Genomic DNA, 15,208 nt, shown 5'->3' on the forward strand with positions numbered 1-15,208 from the left:
AAATTATTAACACTCATGGTGAGATCAGTTTTTGAAAGAATTCTATGAAAAAAGCAGCAGTCTTGGTGGCTGGCGGGAAAGGGAGCCGCATGGGAGGTCCTGTTTCAAAGCAATATTTGCCGATTGGCGGAAAACCAGTCTTGATGCATACGCTTCAGCGGTTTCATGATACGGATCCGGCAATTTTTTTAATCTTGGTTTTGCCTGAGCCGGATTTTTTGATTTGGGAAAAACTCTGTTCGCAGCATCAGTTTTCTATTCCGCACCAGGTCATTGGGGGTGGAAGCTCCCGATTTCAGTCTGTAAGAAATGGACTAGATGCACTTCCTTTTGAGAAGGGATTGGTCGCAATTCATGATGGAGTTCGTCCTTTTGTAAGTTCAGAGGTGATTCTAGCAAGCTTTGCTGAGGCAGCCAATAGCGGAAGTGCCATTGCAGTGGTTCCTTTGAAAGACTCCATCCGAAAAGTGGATACAGGTGGATTGAGTACTTTTCAGGAGCGACAATACTTCCGACTGGTCCAGACTCCGCAGACTTTTCAGATTCGCAAAATCAAAAAAGCGTTCCAAGTTGAAGAACTGAGCGAATTCACCGATGATGCCACCGTCTATGAATACCAGGGCTGGCAGGTCAGCCTCATCCCGGGCAATCCGGAAAACATCAAAATTACCACTCCAGAAGATCTGGACTACGCGGATTATCTGCTCTCCCGTGGGGAATAAAATCGGGGAAAACCCCTTTTGGATTTTTACCGACATTTTCTCCGACTTCACCGACTTTTTCTTTGGCTTGGCCTATTGTCCATTTCACAGGTTTTGCGGCTCGTGTACATTTGATCAACATTTAAATACACTTAGCCATGAACGATTTTAAACGAAAAAACAACGACGGGAATATTGCCTTTGGGTTTATCATTCTCGGAATAGGTATCATTCTCTTTTTAAGAAAAGCCGGGATTTTCATTCCCGATTGGGTTACTACTTGGCCAATGATTTTGATCGCGATCGGGACATTCTCGGTGATCAAACATGAATTCAGAAGTTTCTTTGGATTCTTGATGTTATTCCTTGGAGCGTATTTTCTCTTGAGAAATGAATTCAATTTTGACTTTGGACTTGGACAGTTCATCTGGCCTTTGGGATTGATCGCCTTGGGGATTTACCTGATTTTGCAAAAACAACGGGAAAACAAAGTGCTGGATGATGTTCGTAGAGATTGGGAGAAAAAGCGCAAAACAGATACCGGTTATTCTAAAATCTATGTCGAAGAAGCCAAAGTAGTGGATGAGAATTCAGAGGGTTCTTCAGCAACAGGTTCGTCATCTTTCGCCCAAGGTGCACAATCAGCCACTGGATCTGGATTTACCCGTACCACTGGGACAGCTTTTGCCGATAGGCTGAATATCGATGCGATATTCAGTGGGGTAAACCGAAAGCTGATGACCAAAGACTTTCAGGGAGGAAAAATCACAGCAGCTTTTGGCGGCGTGGATCTTGATCTGACCTCTACTGATTTCAATGGAGTAATCACGATACAAGTCGATATCATTTTCGGAGGTGTAAAAATGATCGTACCGCCACACTGGGACATTCGCACCGAGGTGACCAATATCGCCGCTGGGATCGAAGATAAGCGCTACTTCAGAGAGGGTGGAGTTGATCCCAATAAAGTCGTGGTTCTCAAAGGCACAATTCTCTTTGGGGGTTTGGAAATCAAATCCTTTTAACGACCTTCAAACCAGCTAAAAACCACTACCAACTTGTTTTTTAACGCTTTTTCAAATCCTAAATTAGGAAAATGGATCATCCCCGGAACCGGAGTCATCTGGTTTCTGGGATGTTTTCTTTTGTTGTGGAGCTATGAAATCGAGACCGAACCTGCGCTGATTGACGCCTTGGTTTTTGCGCTGTGTTTTCTTGGAGGTATTTTCGTCCTAGATCGCGTTTTCAGCCTTTTTACACCCAAAGGGAAAAACTTGTGGTTGCTTTTCGCTGTGCCATTATTGTTGAGTTGGATAGGCGTGGTGGCACATCGCTACGCGCTGACTTGGTGGCTGGATGACATAGAATACCTTGACTTTCTAAGTTCGAGTTTTTACCTCAGGTGGTCGGTTTTGGCTTTAGCTTTTCAGCTGATTTCGGTTTTGGCTTTGGTCATGTCTCAACTGGAGCTTCAGGAAGAAGTCAGAAAACGCGAAGCACAAATGCTCCAACTTTCAAAAGAGGCCGAACTGGCTCAACTCCGGCAGCAGTTGCAACCGCACTTTCTGTTCAACAGCCTCAATTCCATCAATGCGCTGGTAGTCACTCAGCCCAAAAAAGCCCGTGAGATGGTGTTGCAGCTTTCTGAGTTTTTGCGCGGGACAATTCGAAAAGATTCCCAAAAATGGATCACTCTTGAGGAAGAGCTGAATTATCTGAAGATGTATCTGGACATCGAGCGGGTTCGATTTGGGCATAGACTAGAAGTTGAATTTTGCTTGGAAGAAGATTTCTATCAGGTAAAACTTCCCCAACTGTTGATTCAGCCGCTAGTTGAAAATGCAATCAAACATGGTCTCTATGGAGTCACTGGAGAGGTTAAGATTGAGATTACCGGAAAAAAGGACGGAAGTTATTTTGTTTTGGAAGTGATCAATCCCTTTGACCCTGAATCTACCCCTGCCGAGGGAACTGGTTTTGGACTGAATTCGGTGGAAAGAAGGTTATTTCTCTTGTTTGGTCGAAAAGATTTGATAGAATCAGAAGCTGTGGCCAATGTTTTCAAAGTCCGACTTAAAATCCCCCAATTTTCATGATTAAAACGATAATTATCGACGACGAACCCTTGGCAGCAGGAATCATTCAGGAGTTTTTGATGCAGTTTCCTCAATTCGACGTGGTGGAAGTTTGTCAGGATGGATTTCAAGGATTGAAAGCAATCCATCAGCATAAACCTGATTTGATTTTTCTGGATGTTCAAATGCCTAAAATCACCGGATTTGAAATGTTGGAGCTGTTGGATGAGCCTCCGGCTGTAATTTTCTCCACAGCATTTGACCACTATGCCTTGAAAGCTTTCGATGCCAAGGCTTTGGACTACCTCCTGAAGCCTTTTTCGGAAGAACGATTCAAGCAGGCAATTGACCGTTATTTGACAAGTAGAGGAAGCGATGTGGCCCAAAATGAGGCTGATGAAGGCCTATCGCATATGGCGGAGAAAAGCAACAGGTTAGTCGTCAGAGTTAAAAACGACATCAAGATTATCCCAATTATTGATGTGATTTATTTTGAAGCAGAAGACGATTATGTGGCAATTCATACCATCGGAGGGAAGTATTTAAAGAAGATGACGATGAAGACTCTGGAAGAAAGTCTGGATCCAGCCAAGTTCGCCAGAGTCCATCGTTCTTTCATCATCAATCTGAATGGCATCACAGGAATAGAGCCTTATGAAAGAGACACCTATTTGGTTAAGCTCCGAGCTGGTGAACAGATTCCAGTCAGCAAAACAGGTTACGCTCGACTCAGGCAGGTTTTGGGGCTCTAGGTTCGTTTCAACACTCCAAGGGTTCAAAACCTTTGGAGGGATAGGTGAAAAAAAAGCCTCGGATTTCCGAGGCTTTAGTTTTTTTAATATTCGTCTTCGTTGAAGAAGAAATCATCCTTGGTAGGATAGTCAGGCCAGATTTCTTCGATGGTCTCATAAGGCTCGCCGTCATCTTCGAGCTCTTGGAGATTTTCCACTACTTCCAGTGGAGCGCCGGAGCGGATAGCGTAGTCGATAAGCTCATCCTTGGTCGCTGGCCAGGGTGCGTCCTCCAGATAGGATGCTAGTTCAAGTGTCCAGTACATAGTGTTTATTTTAAAAGGTATTCTTCGATTTTTTAAAGTTGCAAGATTAGTGAATTTTTGGATAAGTAGTGTCTACTTAAATTCGGGGAGAAAGTTGTTTCAAAATGTAGTTTTTTACATCTATTTTTCGCTTCAGCCCAGACAGTTTTTTCCGCATCATCATTTCAAAGTCAGGAGTCTGTACTCGGAAGTTGTCCGAATTGTTTTGCATGGTATCCAATTCACCTTGGTCCCGATGGAGTAAATCCTTGATAATCGAGGACTTAATCTGATTTTGCTCTTGTAGAGAAAGTGAGTCAAAGTCAGAATATTTATTATGGGCGAGTTTTTCGAGGAATGCTTTTTCGAAAATAATATCCATGAAAAACTGATACGAACGTGCCGGGAGGTTGGCCTCTTTTGGTTTTCGCATGGGAAGTTTTTTCCAGTCTTCCTGAATGGCTTTGGCTCGGGTGGTGATGGCATAGGTGCTCGGTTGATGCGCCATCTTTTTTAACTCGTCCACCATTTCATCGATTTTTCTCAAGATCTCTCGGGGATGCATTTGCGGCCCGGGATTAAGGCCCCGCTTGTATCGTGAGAATATTCTGTTGTTCAGCTTGGAAAACTCATCCCAAAGGGGCTGTCGCTTTTCAGCGGGTACTTTTCCTGCCTCTTTCCATTCTTTTTGGATTCGCTTGCTGATTTCAAAAGCCATTTTGGCATCTGGTAGGTCATGTGCTTCTCTGGCTTGAACGACCAAGGCCTCATAGACTTTGATGTTTTCTTCAGCTTGGAGTGCCATTCCTTCGAAAAAATGCCTTCTATTTTCGAAAAATGTCTGGATCGAATCATTGAATTCCTGCTCGATCTCTTCATGAATTTCTTTGTCGACAGGACCGGTTTTGATCCAGCGCATTTTTAGTTCCTTGAAAAATTCTGCGGTGTTTTTCCAATCCGTATCGTTTTTCATTGCCTCAGCTTCCAGAATCAGCGCCTTTTTCACTTCCAGATTTTTAGAGCGGTTGGCTTGGATGATCTCATTCAGAAATTCCTCCTGCGCATTGAGTTCCTCGATCAGCGGAATGAAGTCACCAAGGGCGTCAGATTCGTACAAAGAATCCCGCAAATGAATCAACTTCATCAGGAAAGAGCCCTTGTTTTGGTTTTCCTCAATATCGGATTTCAGCTTGGCAACTTTATCTTTGATTTGCTCAAAACGAGCTTCGAAATAACTGAGCGTAGAGGCTTCATCTTCTTTAACTTCACCGATTTCTCGGTCACTCCGCCCTAAAAAACCCTTCAAATAGACTTTTCCGTCTTTGATATATCCATAAGGATGCTCCATTTCAATTCAATAGGTTATAGGTGGTCGTTTTCAATTTTTCGCAAAATAATCATTTAGCCCTCACTTATCCTAAGAAAGCCATATTTTTGCCATCTTGCTTCTAACACATATTCAACGATTAAAATAGCACTATGAGCGCAGAAAAAATCATCTTTTCTATGGCTGGGGTTTCAAAAATTTACCCCCCGCAGAAAAAAGTACTCAAAGATATTTACCTCTCATTTTTTTATGGCGCAAAAATTGGCGTTTTGGGTCTAAACGGTTCGGGAAAGTCCTCCTTGCTCCGAATTATCGCCGGAATGGACAAAGAATTTCTCGGCGAAGTTGTCTGGTCTCCGGGGTACACTGTAGGCATGCTAGAGCAGGAACCGAAGCTTGATCCGACCAAAACAGTGAAGGAAGTCGTCGAAGAAGCCGTTGCTGATACGGTCAACTTGCTGAAGGAATTTGAAGAGATCAATGAGAAATTCATGGATCCGGACCTGATGGAAGATCCAGATGCCATGGACAAGTTGATCACGCGGCAGGGAGAGGTGCAGGAGAAGCTTGACGCAGCCAATGCATGGGAACTGGATGTCATGCTGGATAAAGCAATGGACGCCCTACGACTGCCTCCAAGCGATGCCAACGTGGCGAATCTTTCAGGTGGAGAAAAAAGACGCGTTGCGCTTTGCCGTCTGCTGCTTCAGGAACCGGACGTGTTGCTACTCGATGAACCGACCAACCACCTGGATGCTGAATCGGTGCATTGGCTGGAGCAGCATTTGCAAAATTACAAAGGCACCGTCATTGCCGTGACACACGATAGATACTTCTTGGATAATGTCGCGGGTTGGATTCTCGAACTGGACCGTGGCGAGGGGATTCCATGGAAAGGAAATTATTCCTCTTGGCTAGACCAAAAGCAAAACCGTCTGAAGCAGGAAGAAAAAACCGAATCCAAGCGTCAGAAAACTCTGGAGCGTGAGTTGGAGTGGATCAGAATGTCTCCGAAAGCCAGACAATCCAAAGGTAAAGCCCGACTTTCTGCCTATGATAAATTGGTGGGAGAGGAGTCCAAAGAAAAAGAAGCAAAACTGGAGCTTTTCATTCCTCCAGGACCGAGATTGGGTGCCAAAGTCATTGAAGTAAACAACGTGTCCAAGGCTTTTGGAGACAAATTGCTTTTCGAAAACTTGAGTTTCTCCCTGCCTCAAGGTGGAATTGTGGGAATCATCGGGCCAAACGGCGCCGGAAAATCCACGCTTTTCAAATTGATTACCGGACAGGAAAAAGCCGATTCAGGAAACTTCGAGGTTGGAGAGACGGTAAAGCTGGCCTATGTAGATCAGGAACACGATTCGCTAGACCCGAATAAGACAGTTTATCAATTGATTTCCGATGGCAATGAACTGATGAAGTTGGGCAACAAGGAAGTGAACTCCAGAGCTTATGTGTCCAAGTTTAACTTTGCAGGTTCGGATCAGGAGAAAAAAGTCGGAGTACTCTCAGGTGGAGAGCGAAATCGGGTTCACTTGGCCATCACACTGAAAGAAGGCGGGAACTTGCTATTGCTCGATGAACCTACCAACGATCTGGACGTGAATACACTTCGATCTTTGGAGGAAGCCTTAGAAAACTTCGGGGGTTGTGCGGTGATTATTTCCCACGACAGATGGTTCCTGGATCGTATTTGTACGCATATTTTGGCTTTTGAGGGCGATTCTCAAGTGTATTGGTTTGAGGGCAACTTCTCCGATTATGAGGAAAACAAGAAGAAGCGACTGGGCGATGTGACGCCGAAGCGGATAAGGTATAAAAACCTCAAGTAATTTGGGCGTCATTGCGAGGCAAGAAGCAATCTTAGTTTAAATTCAGAAAGCTAAAATCAAAAAGCTGAAACTGAACCCCTCGAGGAAAAATCTTCGAGGGGTTTTGTTTTTTACTGTGATTTGATAATTTACTTCAAAATTAGTTTTTGATCTGATGGGGAAGAAGCAATTGTATTTTCACCTAAGAATTTTTTTTGCAGCCGTGGTGGTTGGTTTTTGGTCTATTTGGGAAAATGGACTGATTCCTAAAGGCAGAAACCATCCAAATTTTTCAGCCTTGGCAATGGCTTTATTGGTGATTGGTCAAATTGTAGGAATTAAGGCTTATCAAAGTAAGAGGAAGAATCAAGAATAGAACATTCATTAGGTAGAAAATGAGAAAGAAACCTATAGACAAATTGTATGGTCTCCCGGCTATCTTGATTCTTGTCCTACTTTTGGGAAAGTATTTGGATCTTTTTCCTGTTCCAAATTGGCTTGTGGGAGGAGCCTTAATTTTGGGAGCATTGACTTTTTTGGAGAAGCGATGAGACAGAAAAAAAAGGAAGTTTAGCCCACTCCAAAAAACTCCTTCGCCGGTTGCATCATCCATTTCCAAACTGGCATCACGGTTAATCCATCCAGCAAATCCTCCTGATTCCATGTCAGCAAAACCCCTTTTGGAGCTTGTGTTTCTGATAATGCAGCTTTTAATCCTTTGATTTCCCGTTGTAGATTGTCGGAGTTCAGTTCCCAGCATACCTGGGCTGCCCCGATGATTTCCTCATTCCATTTGATTACAAAATCACATTCGGAATCTTTGTTTTGGAAATATTGGATCTCTTTGAAAGACCTGCGGAGATGGAGGTAGACGTAATTTTCCAGCTTTCGACCCAGATCCTTGCTGAACGATAGCGAGTTGGCCGAGGCTAAAGCAGGGTCAACGCAAAATGCTTTTTTGGGATTGGCCAGTTGCTTGCGGATCGATGGGGAATATATCGGGATTAAATCAAACAAGTAGCTTTCTTCTAAGTAATCGCAGTAGTCGATCACCGTGCGAACAGATTTGATTTCCAGTAGACTGCCCATTCGGGAGTAGCTGAAGGGTTTGCCGACATTGGAACAAAGAAATACGCCCAGTCGAATGAGTGAAGTTTCATTACTGATGTTTCTTCTCACAGCCACATCACGGGTAAGTATGTCTCGAAAAAGGGTTCTTAGGTAATCTTGATCTTGATTTTGCAAAAACTCAGGAAAACCACCTGTGAGGAAGTAGGTTTGGAAGGTTTCTTCCCCGGGAGATAAGCTTTTGAAAAGCAAAAACTCCGTGTAGCTGAAGGGGAACAACTCGATTTGCTTGTATCGTCCTGTCAGACGAGTACCCAATTCCCGGCTGAGCATGCTGGCATTTGAGCCCGTGATATATAATTTTTCGCCTTTTTCATGGAGGGACCGCGCAAAGATTTCCCATCCCTCTACACTCTGTACTTCATCCAATATAATGGAGGTTTTGCCAAGTTGATCTCTCAGCAGTTCCAATTTTGGGAAATCCACTGCCTCAAAATCCACCAATCGGGGATCTTCAAAATTCATATAAAGTCCCAATGCATTAGAAGGAAGGCTTTTACGGATCAAAATACTTTTCCCGCAACGCCTAACCCCGCTTACCACCAAGATTTGATTGGTTTGTACGGGTATAGTCATTTCCCTAGCTATAAGCTGTTTTTGAAGAAAATTCCGGTTTTGCTCCTCGATTATCTGGGAAAGAAGGTCGATTTGTATCATTTAAATCACTGTAAATCAATACAAATATAAAAGCTTGTGTTGGAAATACAAGATATCGTGTATTTGTAATACAAGCTTTTAATTCTGATTTTACTGATTAAACTTTAAAATTGATACATCTGAGGTAGGTCGGTGTTCAAAAAATTTGATCTACAAATTCGATTCCTTTTATTTTTCCGCTTTCTAGAACATCAAGTACAATAGTCCCTTCCACTTCATGCTCTAAAACTATAGATTCTTTTATCTGCCCTTCATCTGGGATTAAATAAAGGTATTTTCGGCGTAGGAATTTTTGCCAATCAGATTTTCCTAATTGTTCAATAAGGTCAATCCTGTTAGGCTCCTGTTCTATGATCAAATTAATGATCAAAGTGATGTCAAAATATGGATTTTTCATTTTTAAGACCTTTAAACTAACTTCCTCTTCAACGTCAGTACCGTAATCTCCGGCCAGATACCCACTCGCCCTGGAAATGCCAAAAACCCAAAACCTCGGTTCACATGGAGATAGCGTCCGAATTCTTCATAAAGTCCTGCCCATTTTGGGTAGCGAAGCGAAGCGGGGCTCCATTTGATCCATCCCGGAATCTCGATCCCAAACTGCATTCCATGGGTATGCCCGCTCAGGGTGAGGTGGATAAATTGGGAGAAGTTTTTCACCTGCTCGTCAAAGTGTGAGGGGTCGTGGCTCATCAAGATCTTAAAACTCTGATCGCTTAAGTTTACCGCTGCTTTAGACAGGTCTCCATACTGCGCAAATCCTTTACCCCAATTCTCCACGCCGATGAGATCTATGGTTGTTCCTTCTTTTTGGAGTTTGACGCTTTCATTGCGCAGCAGTTTGAATCCCAGTTCGGCATGGACTTGGAATAAGCGCTGCAGGTTTGCAACCTTAGCTTCCTTGCTCGGCCAATTCATGTAGTCCCCATAGTCATGGTTGCCAAGGATGGAATATTTGCCCATCGGTGCTTTCAGCTTTTTGAAAGTTTCGATCCAGGGCTCCATCTCACCCGAATGGTTATTGACCAAATCTCCGGTAAATAAGATGACATCGGATTTTTGCTGATTGATCAGGTCTATGCCGTATTCCAGTTTCTTTTTGTCATCAAAGCTACCTGAGTGGATATCTGAGATCTGGGTGATGGTGAATCCATCAAACTCCTCCGGCAGGTCATCGAATTCCAGCGTATGGGTGATGACTCGGTAGCGATACTTGCCAATCAAAACCCCATGAAGGATTCCCAAAAAAGGAATGGAGGATAAGATCAAGGCCGTTTGGCTCACAAACTTCCTGCGGTCTGGCAGAAAGTCGCCTTGTCGATTTTCTCCAAAAGAATAAAATATTCCAGTAAAAAAGCGGAAGATATCTTCACCAAACAGGAAGGCCAGAATGATCAGCTTGGGCAGGATAGAGAGGACCAAAAGCGATACGAGTCTGCCAAAATTCAGGCTGACATTCCCTCTGTCGAAGGTCAGGAAAACATATATCGTAAAGAGATAAATGGGGATGGAGAAGACCCAAAACCCAGTTTTAATCCAGATTTGAGTAGGAAATAGGGTTTTAAACGCTTGGAAGGAATACCAGTCGATCAGACCGATAAAGAGAAGGAAGAACAGGATGCGGAAAAGCATTGGACCAGTGTAGGTGTATGGTGTAAGGTTGGAAACACTAAAAATACCTGAACGGGAAGTGGAAAAGCAAGTTGAAAAACCTCAAGTATTTGGAGATTGGAAACTGAAATTTTCATTTATTCTATAGGATCGAGGTTTTTGCTTTTTGGTAGGGGACAGCAATTTCAAATTGCTTTTCCTTTACTTTGTACCGGAATTTTTTCCAAACCAGCCTATTGACCTATGAGACAGCTACTCCTTAGACCCGGAGCAGAAGAATTGAATTACGAGATTCGCGGCATTGTTAAGAAAGCCCGTCAAATCGAAGCATTGGGATATTCTATGACTTGGGAAAACATCGGTGACCCAATCCAGAAAAGCAATCATGTACCGGATTGGATGAAATCGATCATAGCCGATCTACTCAAGGAAGACAAAACCTACGGTTACGCAGATTCAAAAGGAGTGTTGGAAACGCGGAAATTCCTTGCTGCATTGAACAATGAAAAGGGTGGAAACCAAATCACAGCAGAGGACATCCTCTTTTTCAATGGATTGGGTGATGCGATTGCAAAGTTGTACCAATTTCTAATACCAACGGCGCGTATCATCGGGCCTTCGCCGGCTTATTCCACACACAGCTCGGCAGAGGCAGCACATGCCAATACCGCACCGATCACCTACAAACTAGATCCGGACAATCAGTGGCTCCCGGATATGGAGGATCTTTACCTCAAAGTCAAATACAATCCATCCATTGTTGGCATCCTGATTATCAATCCAGACAACCCAACAGGAATGGTCTATCCAAAGGAGGTCTTGGAAGGATTTGTAAAAATCGCCGATGAATTCAACTTGCTTCTGATCGCTGATGAAATTTATCAAAACATCACCTACAACGGCATCAAAGCGGTAGCTTTGGCTGAAGTCATCGGCAATCGGCCGGCGATTTCGCTGAAAGGTATTTCCAAAGAATTTCCATGGCCTGGAGCACGATGCGGTTGGATGGAATTCTACAACCGTGACTCTTCCAAGGAGTTTGCGAAGCTTTGCCAGACTTTGGAGAACGCAAAAATGATTGAGGTTTGCTCCACGATTTTGCCGCAATTGGCAATTCCCAGAATTATGAGCCATCCGGACTATCATGCCTATCGTGAAGAAGCCAATGCTCAAATCGGTAAGCGGAGTGACTGGATGCGTGAGATTTTGGGAGAGATCCCCGGAATTAAGTTTAATCCTACCCAAGGCGCATTTTACAATACCATCGTTTTCGATGAGAAATTATTGACTTCCAATCAAAGCTTGCCGATCGAGGATGAGAAGTTGAAAAGCCTTCTAGATTCTTGGCTTAGTGATGCTGAGATGCCTTTGGATAAGCGATTTGTCTATTATCTATTGGCTGCTGAGCGAATCTGTGTGGTGCCGATTTCTTCGTTTTGTTCGGATCTTAGGGGATTTCGGGTAACTCTTTTGGAGGAAAATGAAGCTGTTTTTAAGGACACGTTCAGAAGGTTGGGAAGGGCGATTGAGAAGTATTTGAAGTCAGAAAGCTAAAAGTTTTCAGTTTTCAGTCGCAGTAAGCAGTTTGTCGAATTCATGCCTTATTTTCTCCAAATCTATCCGGATTTTCCATCATATAATTTAGTAATCTTCCGATTTCAACTACATCCTGATCGAGTTCATTAAAGGTAGCCTCATCAATGTATTTGCATACTAACGAAAAATTTAGCCAGACTTGAGTTTCTGTGTTTTCCATATCTGAATCACTCAGTTTGGAAACAAAATGTGCTGGATACCTTCTTTTTCGGTAGCCTTCACCAATATTTGTGCACATGGATCTGCTCGACCTTCTTATTTGGTCAGTTAAAGAAAATTTCTCTTCTCCTGGAAAGGTTTTGCTTATTTCAAAAATTCGCATGGCCAGTTTAAAAGCTTTTTTGTAAACAATTAAATCTCGATAATCCATAATCTTAGGTTGTGTTTGCCTACTGTCCACTGCCACTGCCTACTTTTAAATACTTCAGCTTTCATACTTTCAATGCTCCCTGACTTTCAATTTCGGATCAGGTGTCAATTTTTCTTCTTCAACCACAGCTTCGTCTAACGAATTTAGATCGGGCTGACCTGCATTGATCCAAGCTGTATACCAAAAGTCAGCAATCATTTTGATCGAGCGCTTCATTTGCCGTTCAATCTGATTGTCCATTGCAGCGGCATAAGCTTCTGTAAAATCCCTGGAATAAACCCGAACGGTCAGGCCATTCCGCTCCTCGTAGCTGTATTTCTGATCTTCAGGGAAGTCTTGGCTGAGCTCTCGCTCGATTCTCAGGACACTATCCACTTGAGCATGAGCATGCGCAACAGCCTCCCAAATGGCATGTTGGGGCTTTTCCACATATTCCGCTTTTCCGACCCAAAGCGAATAATCCTTTGCCATCAATTCCGGGATTCGACTTTCCCAAAACCCATGGATTCCCTCTTGTCCCGTTAATTGGCCGTTGTAATTTTTGGTAGTGTGTAGAGGCACATTGAGGTCGCCGAGATAATGTCCTAGGTCAGCAGACAAACGGAGAATGGCCTGAGAATTCTTCTCTTCAAATGCTTTTGTCAAATTAATCATCGTCAGATAGGCCGACCAAGGTCCGATACCGTTTTGTCTGAGGGAATCTTCGGGGATCAATTCGATGGCTTCAAACCAGTATTTCGGTAGAACAAAGAGCGCACTGTCTCCATAATGATCCAAATCGATGTAATGCTTTTCCGCCTCGCCTTCGACAGCATACCTTCTTCGATCCGGATTGACCGATTTTTCGGTAACAAACTGGATATGAACTTTATAAAAGCCAATCAACTCAGGAGGGAGCGAATAGACAGCCTGTTGATTGATCAGGGAATGCGCATAAAATCCCCAGTCCTCTGCGGGGGGAGGCAAAAAAAGAAAGCCAAATGCCCAAATCATAAAAAACTTCATTTTTGAAAATAGTCAAAACAAATATCTTTTCTGTGATGAATTGAGCTATATTTGCAGTCTGTTTCCTGCTTTTGGCCAAATAAGTTGATCGAAGAAAAGCAAGTACTCAAAGGAATGTTTGAAATTCCTTTGGCAGAATTAATAATTTACAATAACTTTGCACTCCAATTCGGAATAGGGGAACGTAAAGAATTTTATTTAAAAACGAGATATGGCAAATCACAAATCAGCTCTGAAAAGAATTCGTGCCAACGAAGCGAAGCGTTTGAGAAACAGATATCAGGCTAAGACCACTAGAACTTTCATCAAAAGATTGAAAGCGGCGACTGACAAAGTTGAGGCTATGGAGCTTTATAAGAAAGTGTCTTCTATGTTGGACAAGCTGGCTAAGAAGAATGTCATTCACAAAAACAACGCTAGTAACAAGAAATCAAGATTAGCCAAATTCGTTAGCGCGATTGGTTAATTTCTTTAAGACTACAATGCTAAAACCCTGTCAAAAGCAGGGTTTTTTTTATGTCTTTTTCTGATTAGTTTTAATTACACTTTTTTCAAATGCTTTTTAAAGAACTGTCTATGAGTCAGCCTACTTCGATAAAGATATCCGAACTCGCCGAAGAAGATCGCCCCAGGGAGAAACTTTTACTCAAAGGAAAATCTTCACTTTCAGACGCCGAATTGATCGCCATTTTGATAGGTTCGGGTACACCTACCATCAGTGCCGTGGACCTGTCACGCATGATTCTCAGAGATGTGAACCATGATTTGGCCTCGCTTGCAAGAATGTCAGTGAAAGACTTGATGAAATTCAAAGGAATCGGCGAGGCAAAAGCCATTTCGATCGTAGCAGCATTGGAGCTCGGACGCAGGCGCAAAGAACAGGAACCTCAAGTGAGACTGAAAATCACAAGCTCCCGTGATATCTATGAGTTGATGAAGCCGGAGCTTTACGATGAAATTGTGGAACATTTCTACCTGATTTTACTATCCAGATCCAACTATGTAATCAAAAAGCAACTCATCAGCCAAGGTGGGACTGCCGGGACGGTCGTTGACCCAAAAATCGTATTTAAAGTCGCTTTGGAGCAGTTGGCACAGTCGGTGATACTTGTTCACAATCATCCCAGTGGCACCATGAGTCCCTCGGAACAGGATAAGAAACTGACCGAAAGACTGGTCAAAATCGGCCGTGATTTGGATTTACCCATCTTGGATCATGTTATTTTTGGAGATCGTGGCTATTTTAGCTTCGCCGATGAAGGCATACTATAAATGAAACAAAGTTACATTTTACTGATTGCGGTTGGACTAGTGGTGATTGCTGCGGTAGCTTACATGTTTACCGCTGCTGAGAGCCCGGAAGCTTATGTTGAGAAGATTGAAAAAGAGCGTGAGAGGCAGTTTAAGTTTATCCGATTCAATATTGAATCCCCTTTGACTGAGGAGCAAAAACGAACTTTCACAAAGCTGACTTTTTATGAAATCGATCCGGCTTACAAGGTCAAAGCGCGAATCATTCCAATTGAGAACAAGAAAGTTCGGGAAATACCATTGACTGATGGCTCAACCCAACGCTACATTGAGCATTCATTTGCGGAGTTTGAGTTGGGCGGAAAAACCAACAAACTGCTTCTGCTCCAGGCAATGGATGAAGCGGATAAGCGAAACTTTTTCTTGGCTTTTGCAGATGCGACAAGCGCAGGGGAAACATATGGAGGAGGTCGATATCTCAATGTCCGCCAGGATGGGAAAACCTCCATCACCTTGGATTTTAACCTGGCTTACAATCCTTATTGTGCCTACAATCCCGACTACGCTTGTCCGATTCCTCCCAAAGAAAACCTTTTGGAAATTGCGGTGGAAGCCGGGGAGAAAAATTACAAGGAATAGT

Annotated in this window: 17 protein-coding genes; 10 read left to right on the forward strand and 7 right to left on the reverse strand. The window is 43.2% G+C overall.

What is annotated here, in order from left to right; translation table 11 throughout:
• The first annotated feature begins 44 nt into the window (after positions 1 to 44).
• The 4 genes from DK188_RS13495 (at position 45) to DK188_RS13510 (ending at position 3,528) form a co-directional block, all read left to right on the forward strand.
• A complete protein-coding gene (locus DK188_RS13495; protein ID WP_111671352.1) occupies positions 45 to 722 on the forward strand; it encodes a 2-C-methyl-D-erythritol 4-phosphate cytidylyltransferase in 678 nt (225 codons plus the stop codon).
• A 137-nt stretch (positions 723 to 859) separates the two neighbouring features.
• Positions 860 to 1,726 carry a LiaF transmembrane domain-containing protein gene (locus tag DK188_RS13500; protein WP_111671353.1) on the forward strand — a complete coding sequence of 289 codons (867 nt, stop codon included), beginning with the start codon at positions 860 to 862 and terminating at the stop codon, positions 1,724 to 1,726.
• Positions 1,727 to 1,759: 33 nt separating this feature from the next.
• Positions 1,760 to 2,797, forward strand: a complete 1,038-nt coding sequence (locus DK188_RS13505; protein ID WP_232825733.1) for a sensor histidine kinase — start codon at positions 1,760 to 1,762, stop codon at positions 2,795 to 2,797.
• Positions 2,794 to 3,528, forward strand: a complete 735-nt coding sequence (locus DK188_RS13510; RefSeq protein ID WP_111671354.1) for a LytR/AlgR family response regulator transcription factor — start codon at positions 2,794 to 2,796, stop codon at positions 3,526 to 3,528. The genes DK188_RS13505 and DK188_RS13510 overlap by 4 nt, the downstream gene beginning before the upstream one ends.
• Before the next feature lie 83 nt (positions 3,529 to 3,611).
• Here the strand turns inward: DK188_RS13510 and DK188_RS13515 are convergent, their stop codons facing one another.
• Complete coding sequence (locus tag DK188_RS13515; protein WP_026952747.1) at positions 3,612 to 3,833, reverse strand: DUF2795 domain-containing protein; 222 nt, start codon at positions 3,831 to 3,833, stop codon at positions 3,612 to 3,614.
• Between the two features lie 76 nt (positions 3,834 to 3,909).
• Entirely contained in the window at positions 3,910 to 5,160 is a 1,251-nt protein-coding gene (locus DK188_RS13520; protein ID WP_111671355.1) for a DUF349 domain-containing protein, read from the reverse strand.
• Positions 5,161 to 5,291: 131 nt separating this feature from the next.
• Here DK188_RS13520 and ettA point away from each other — a divergent pair, with 131 nt between their 5' ends.
• A complete protein-coding gene (gene ettA / locus DK188_RS13525) occupies positions 5,292 to 6,971 on the forward strand; it encodes an energy-dependent translational throttle protein EttA (RefSeq protein WP_111671356.1) in 1,680 nt (559 codons plus the stop codon).
• Between the two features lie 374 nt (positions 6,972 to 7,345).
• Positions 7,346 to 7,501, forward strand: coding sequence for a hypothetical protein (locus DK188_RS21485; RefSeq protein WP_157963239.1), 156 nt, complete (start codon positions 7,346 to 7,348; stop codon positions 7,499 to 7,501).
• A 19-nt stretch (positions 7,502 to 7,520) separates the two neighbouring features.
• On the opposite strand, the gene DK188_RS13535 is transcribed toward DK188_RS21485, so the two are convergent.
• The 3 genes from DK188_RS13535 to DK188_RS13545 all read right to left on the reverse strand — a co-directional run bounded on the left by DK188_RS13535 (position 7,521) and on the right by DK188_RS13545 (position 10,367).
• A complete protein-coding gene (locus tag DK188_RS13535; protein WP_232825734.1) occupies positions 7,521 to 8,654 on the reverse strand; it encodes an ATP-binding protein in 1,134 nt (377 codons plus the stop codon).
• A gap of 217 nt (positions 8,655 to 8,871) precedes the next feature.
• Entirely contained in the window at positions 8,872 to 9,132 is a 261-nt protein-coding gene (locus DK188_RS13540; RefSeq protein WP_111671359.1) for a hypothetical protein, read from the reverse strand.
• A gap of 11 nt (positions 9,133 to 9,143) precedes the next feature.
• Positions 9,144 to 10,367, reverse strand: coding sequence for a metallophosphoesterase (locus DK188_RS13545; protein WP_111671360.1), 1,224 nt, complete (start codon positions 10,365 to 10,367; stop codon positions 9,144 to 9,146).
• Between the two features lie 222 nt (positions 10,368 to 10,589).
• On the opposite strand from DK188_RS13545, the gene DK188_RS13550 reads away from it, so the two are divergent.
• The gene (locus DK188_RS13550) at positions 10,590 to 11,900 is read left to right on the forward strand and encodes a pyridoxal phosphate-dependent aminotransferase (RefSeq protein WP_111671361.1); all 1,311 of its coding nucleotides are present in this window, start codon (positions 10,590 to 10,592) and stop codon (positions 11,898 to 11,900) included.
• A gap of 40 nt (positions 11,901 to 11,940) precedes the next feature.
• Here the strand turns inward: DK188_RS13550 and DK188_RS13555 are convergent, their stop codons facing one another.
• Positions 11,941 to 12,312: a four helix bundle protein gene (locus DK188_RS13555; protein WP_111671520.1), complete on the reverse strand. Its 372-nt coding sequence runs from the start codon at positions 12,310 to 12,312 to the stop codon at positions 11,941 to 11,943.
• A 69-nt stretch (positions 12,313 to 12,381) separates the two neighbouring features.
• On the reverse strand, positions 12,382 to 13,305 hold the full coding sequence (locus DK188_RS13560) for a zinc dependent phospholipase C family protein (protein ID WP_317046876.1): 924 nt from the start codon (positions 13,303 to 13,305) through the stop codon (positions 12,382 to 12,384).
• A gap of 223 nt (positions 13,306 to 13,528) precedes the next feature.
• Here DK188_RS13560 and rpsT point away from each other — a divergent pair, with 223 nt between their 5' ends.
• The 3 genes from rpsT (at position 13,529) to DK188_RS13575 (ending at position 15,207) form a co-directional block, all read left to right on the forward strand.
• Positions 13,529 to 13,783 (forward strand): 30S ribosomal protein S20, encoded by a 255-nt coding sequence (gene rpsT / locus DK188_RS13565; protein ID WP_111671362.1) that lies wholly within the window; start codon positions 13,529 to 13,531, stop codon positions 13,781 to 13,783.
• A gap of 110 nt (positions 13,784 to 13,893) precedes the next feature.
• Positions 13,894 to 14,589, forward strand: a complete 696-nt coding sequence (radC, locus tag DK188_RS13570) for a RadC family protein (protein WP_111671363.1) — start codon at positions 13,894 to 13,896, stop codon at positions 14,587 to 14,589.
• Positions 14,590 to 15,207, forward strand: a complete 618-nt coding sequence (locus tag DK188_RS13575) for a DUF1684 domain-containing protein (protein WP_111671364.1) — start codon at positions 14,590 to 14,592, stop codon at positions 15,205 to 15,207.
• Position 15,208 lies beyond the last annotated feature (1 nt).

The organism is Algoriphagus litoralis, from assembly GCF_003259255.1.
In the GTDB taxonomy this organism is placed as follows: Bacteria; Bacteroidota; Bacteroidia; order Cytophagales; family Cyclobacteriaceae; genus Algoriphagus; species Algoriphagus litoralis.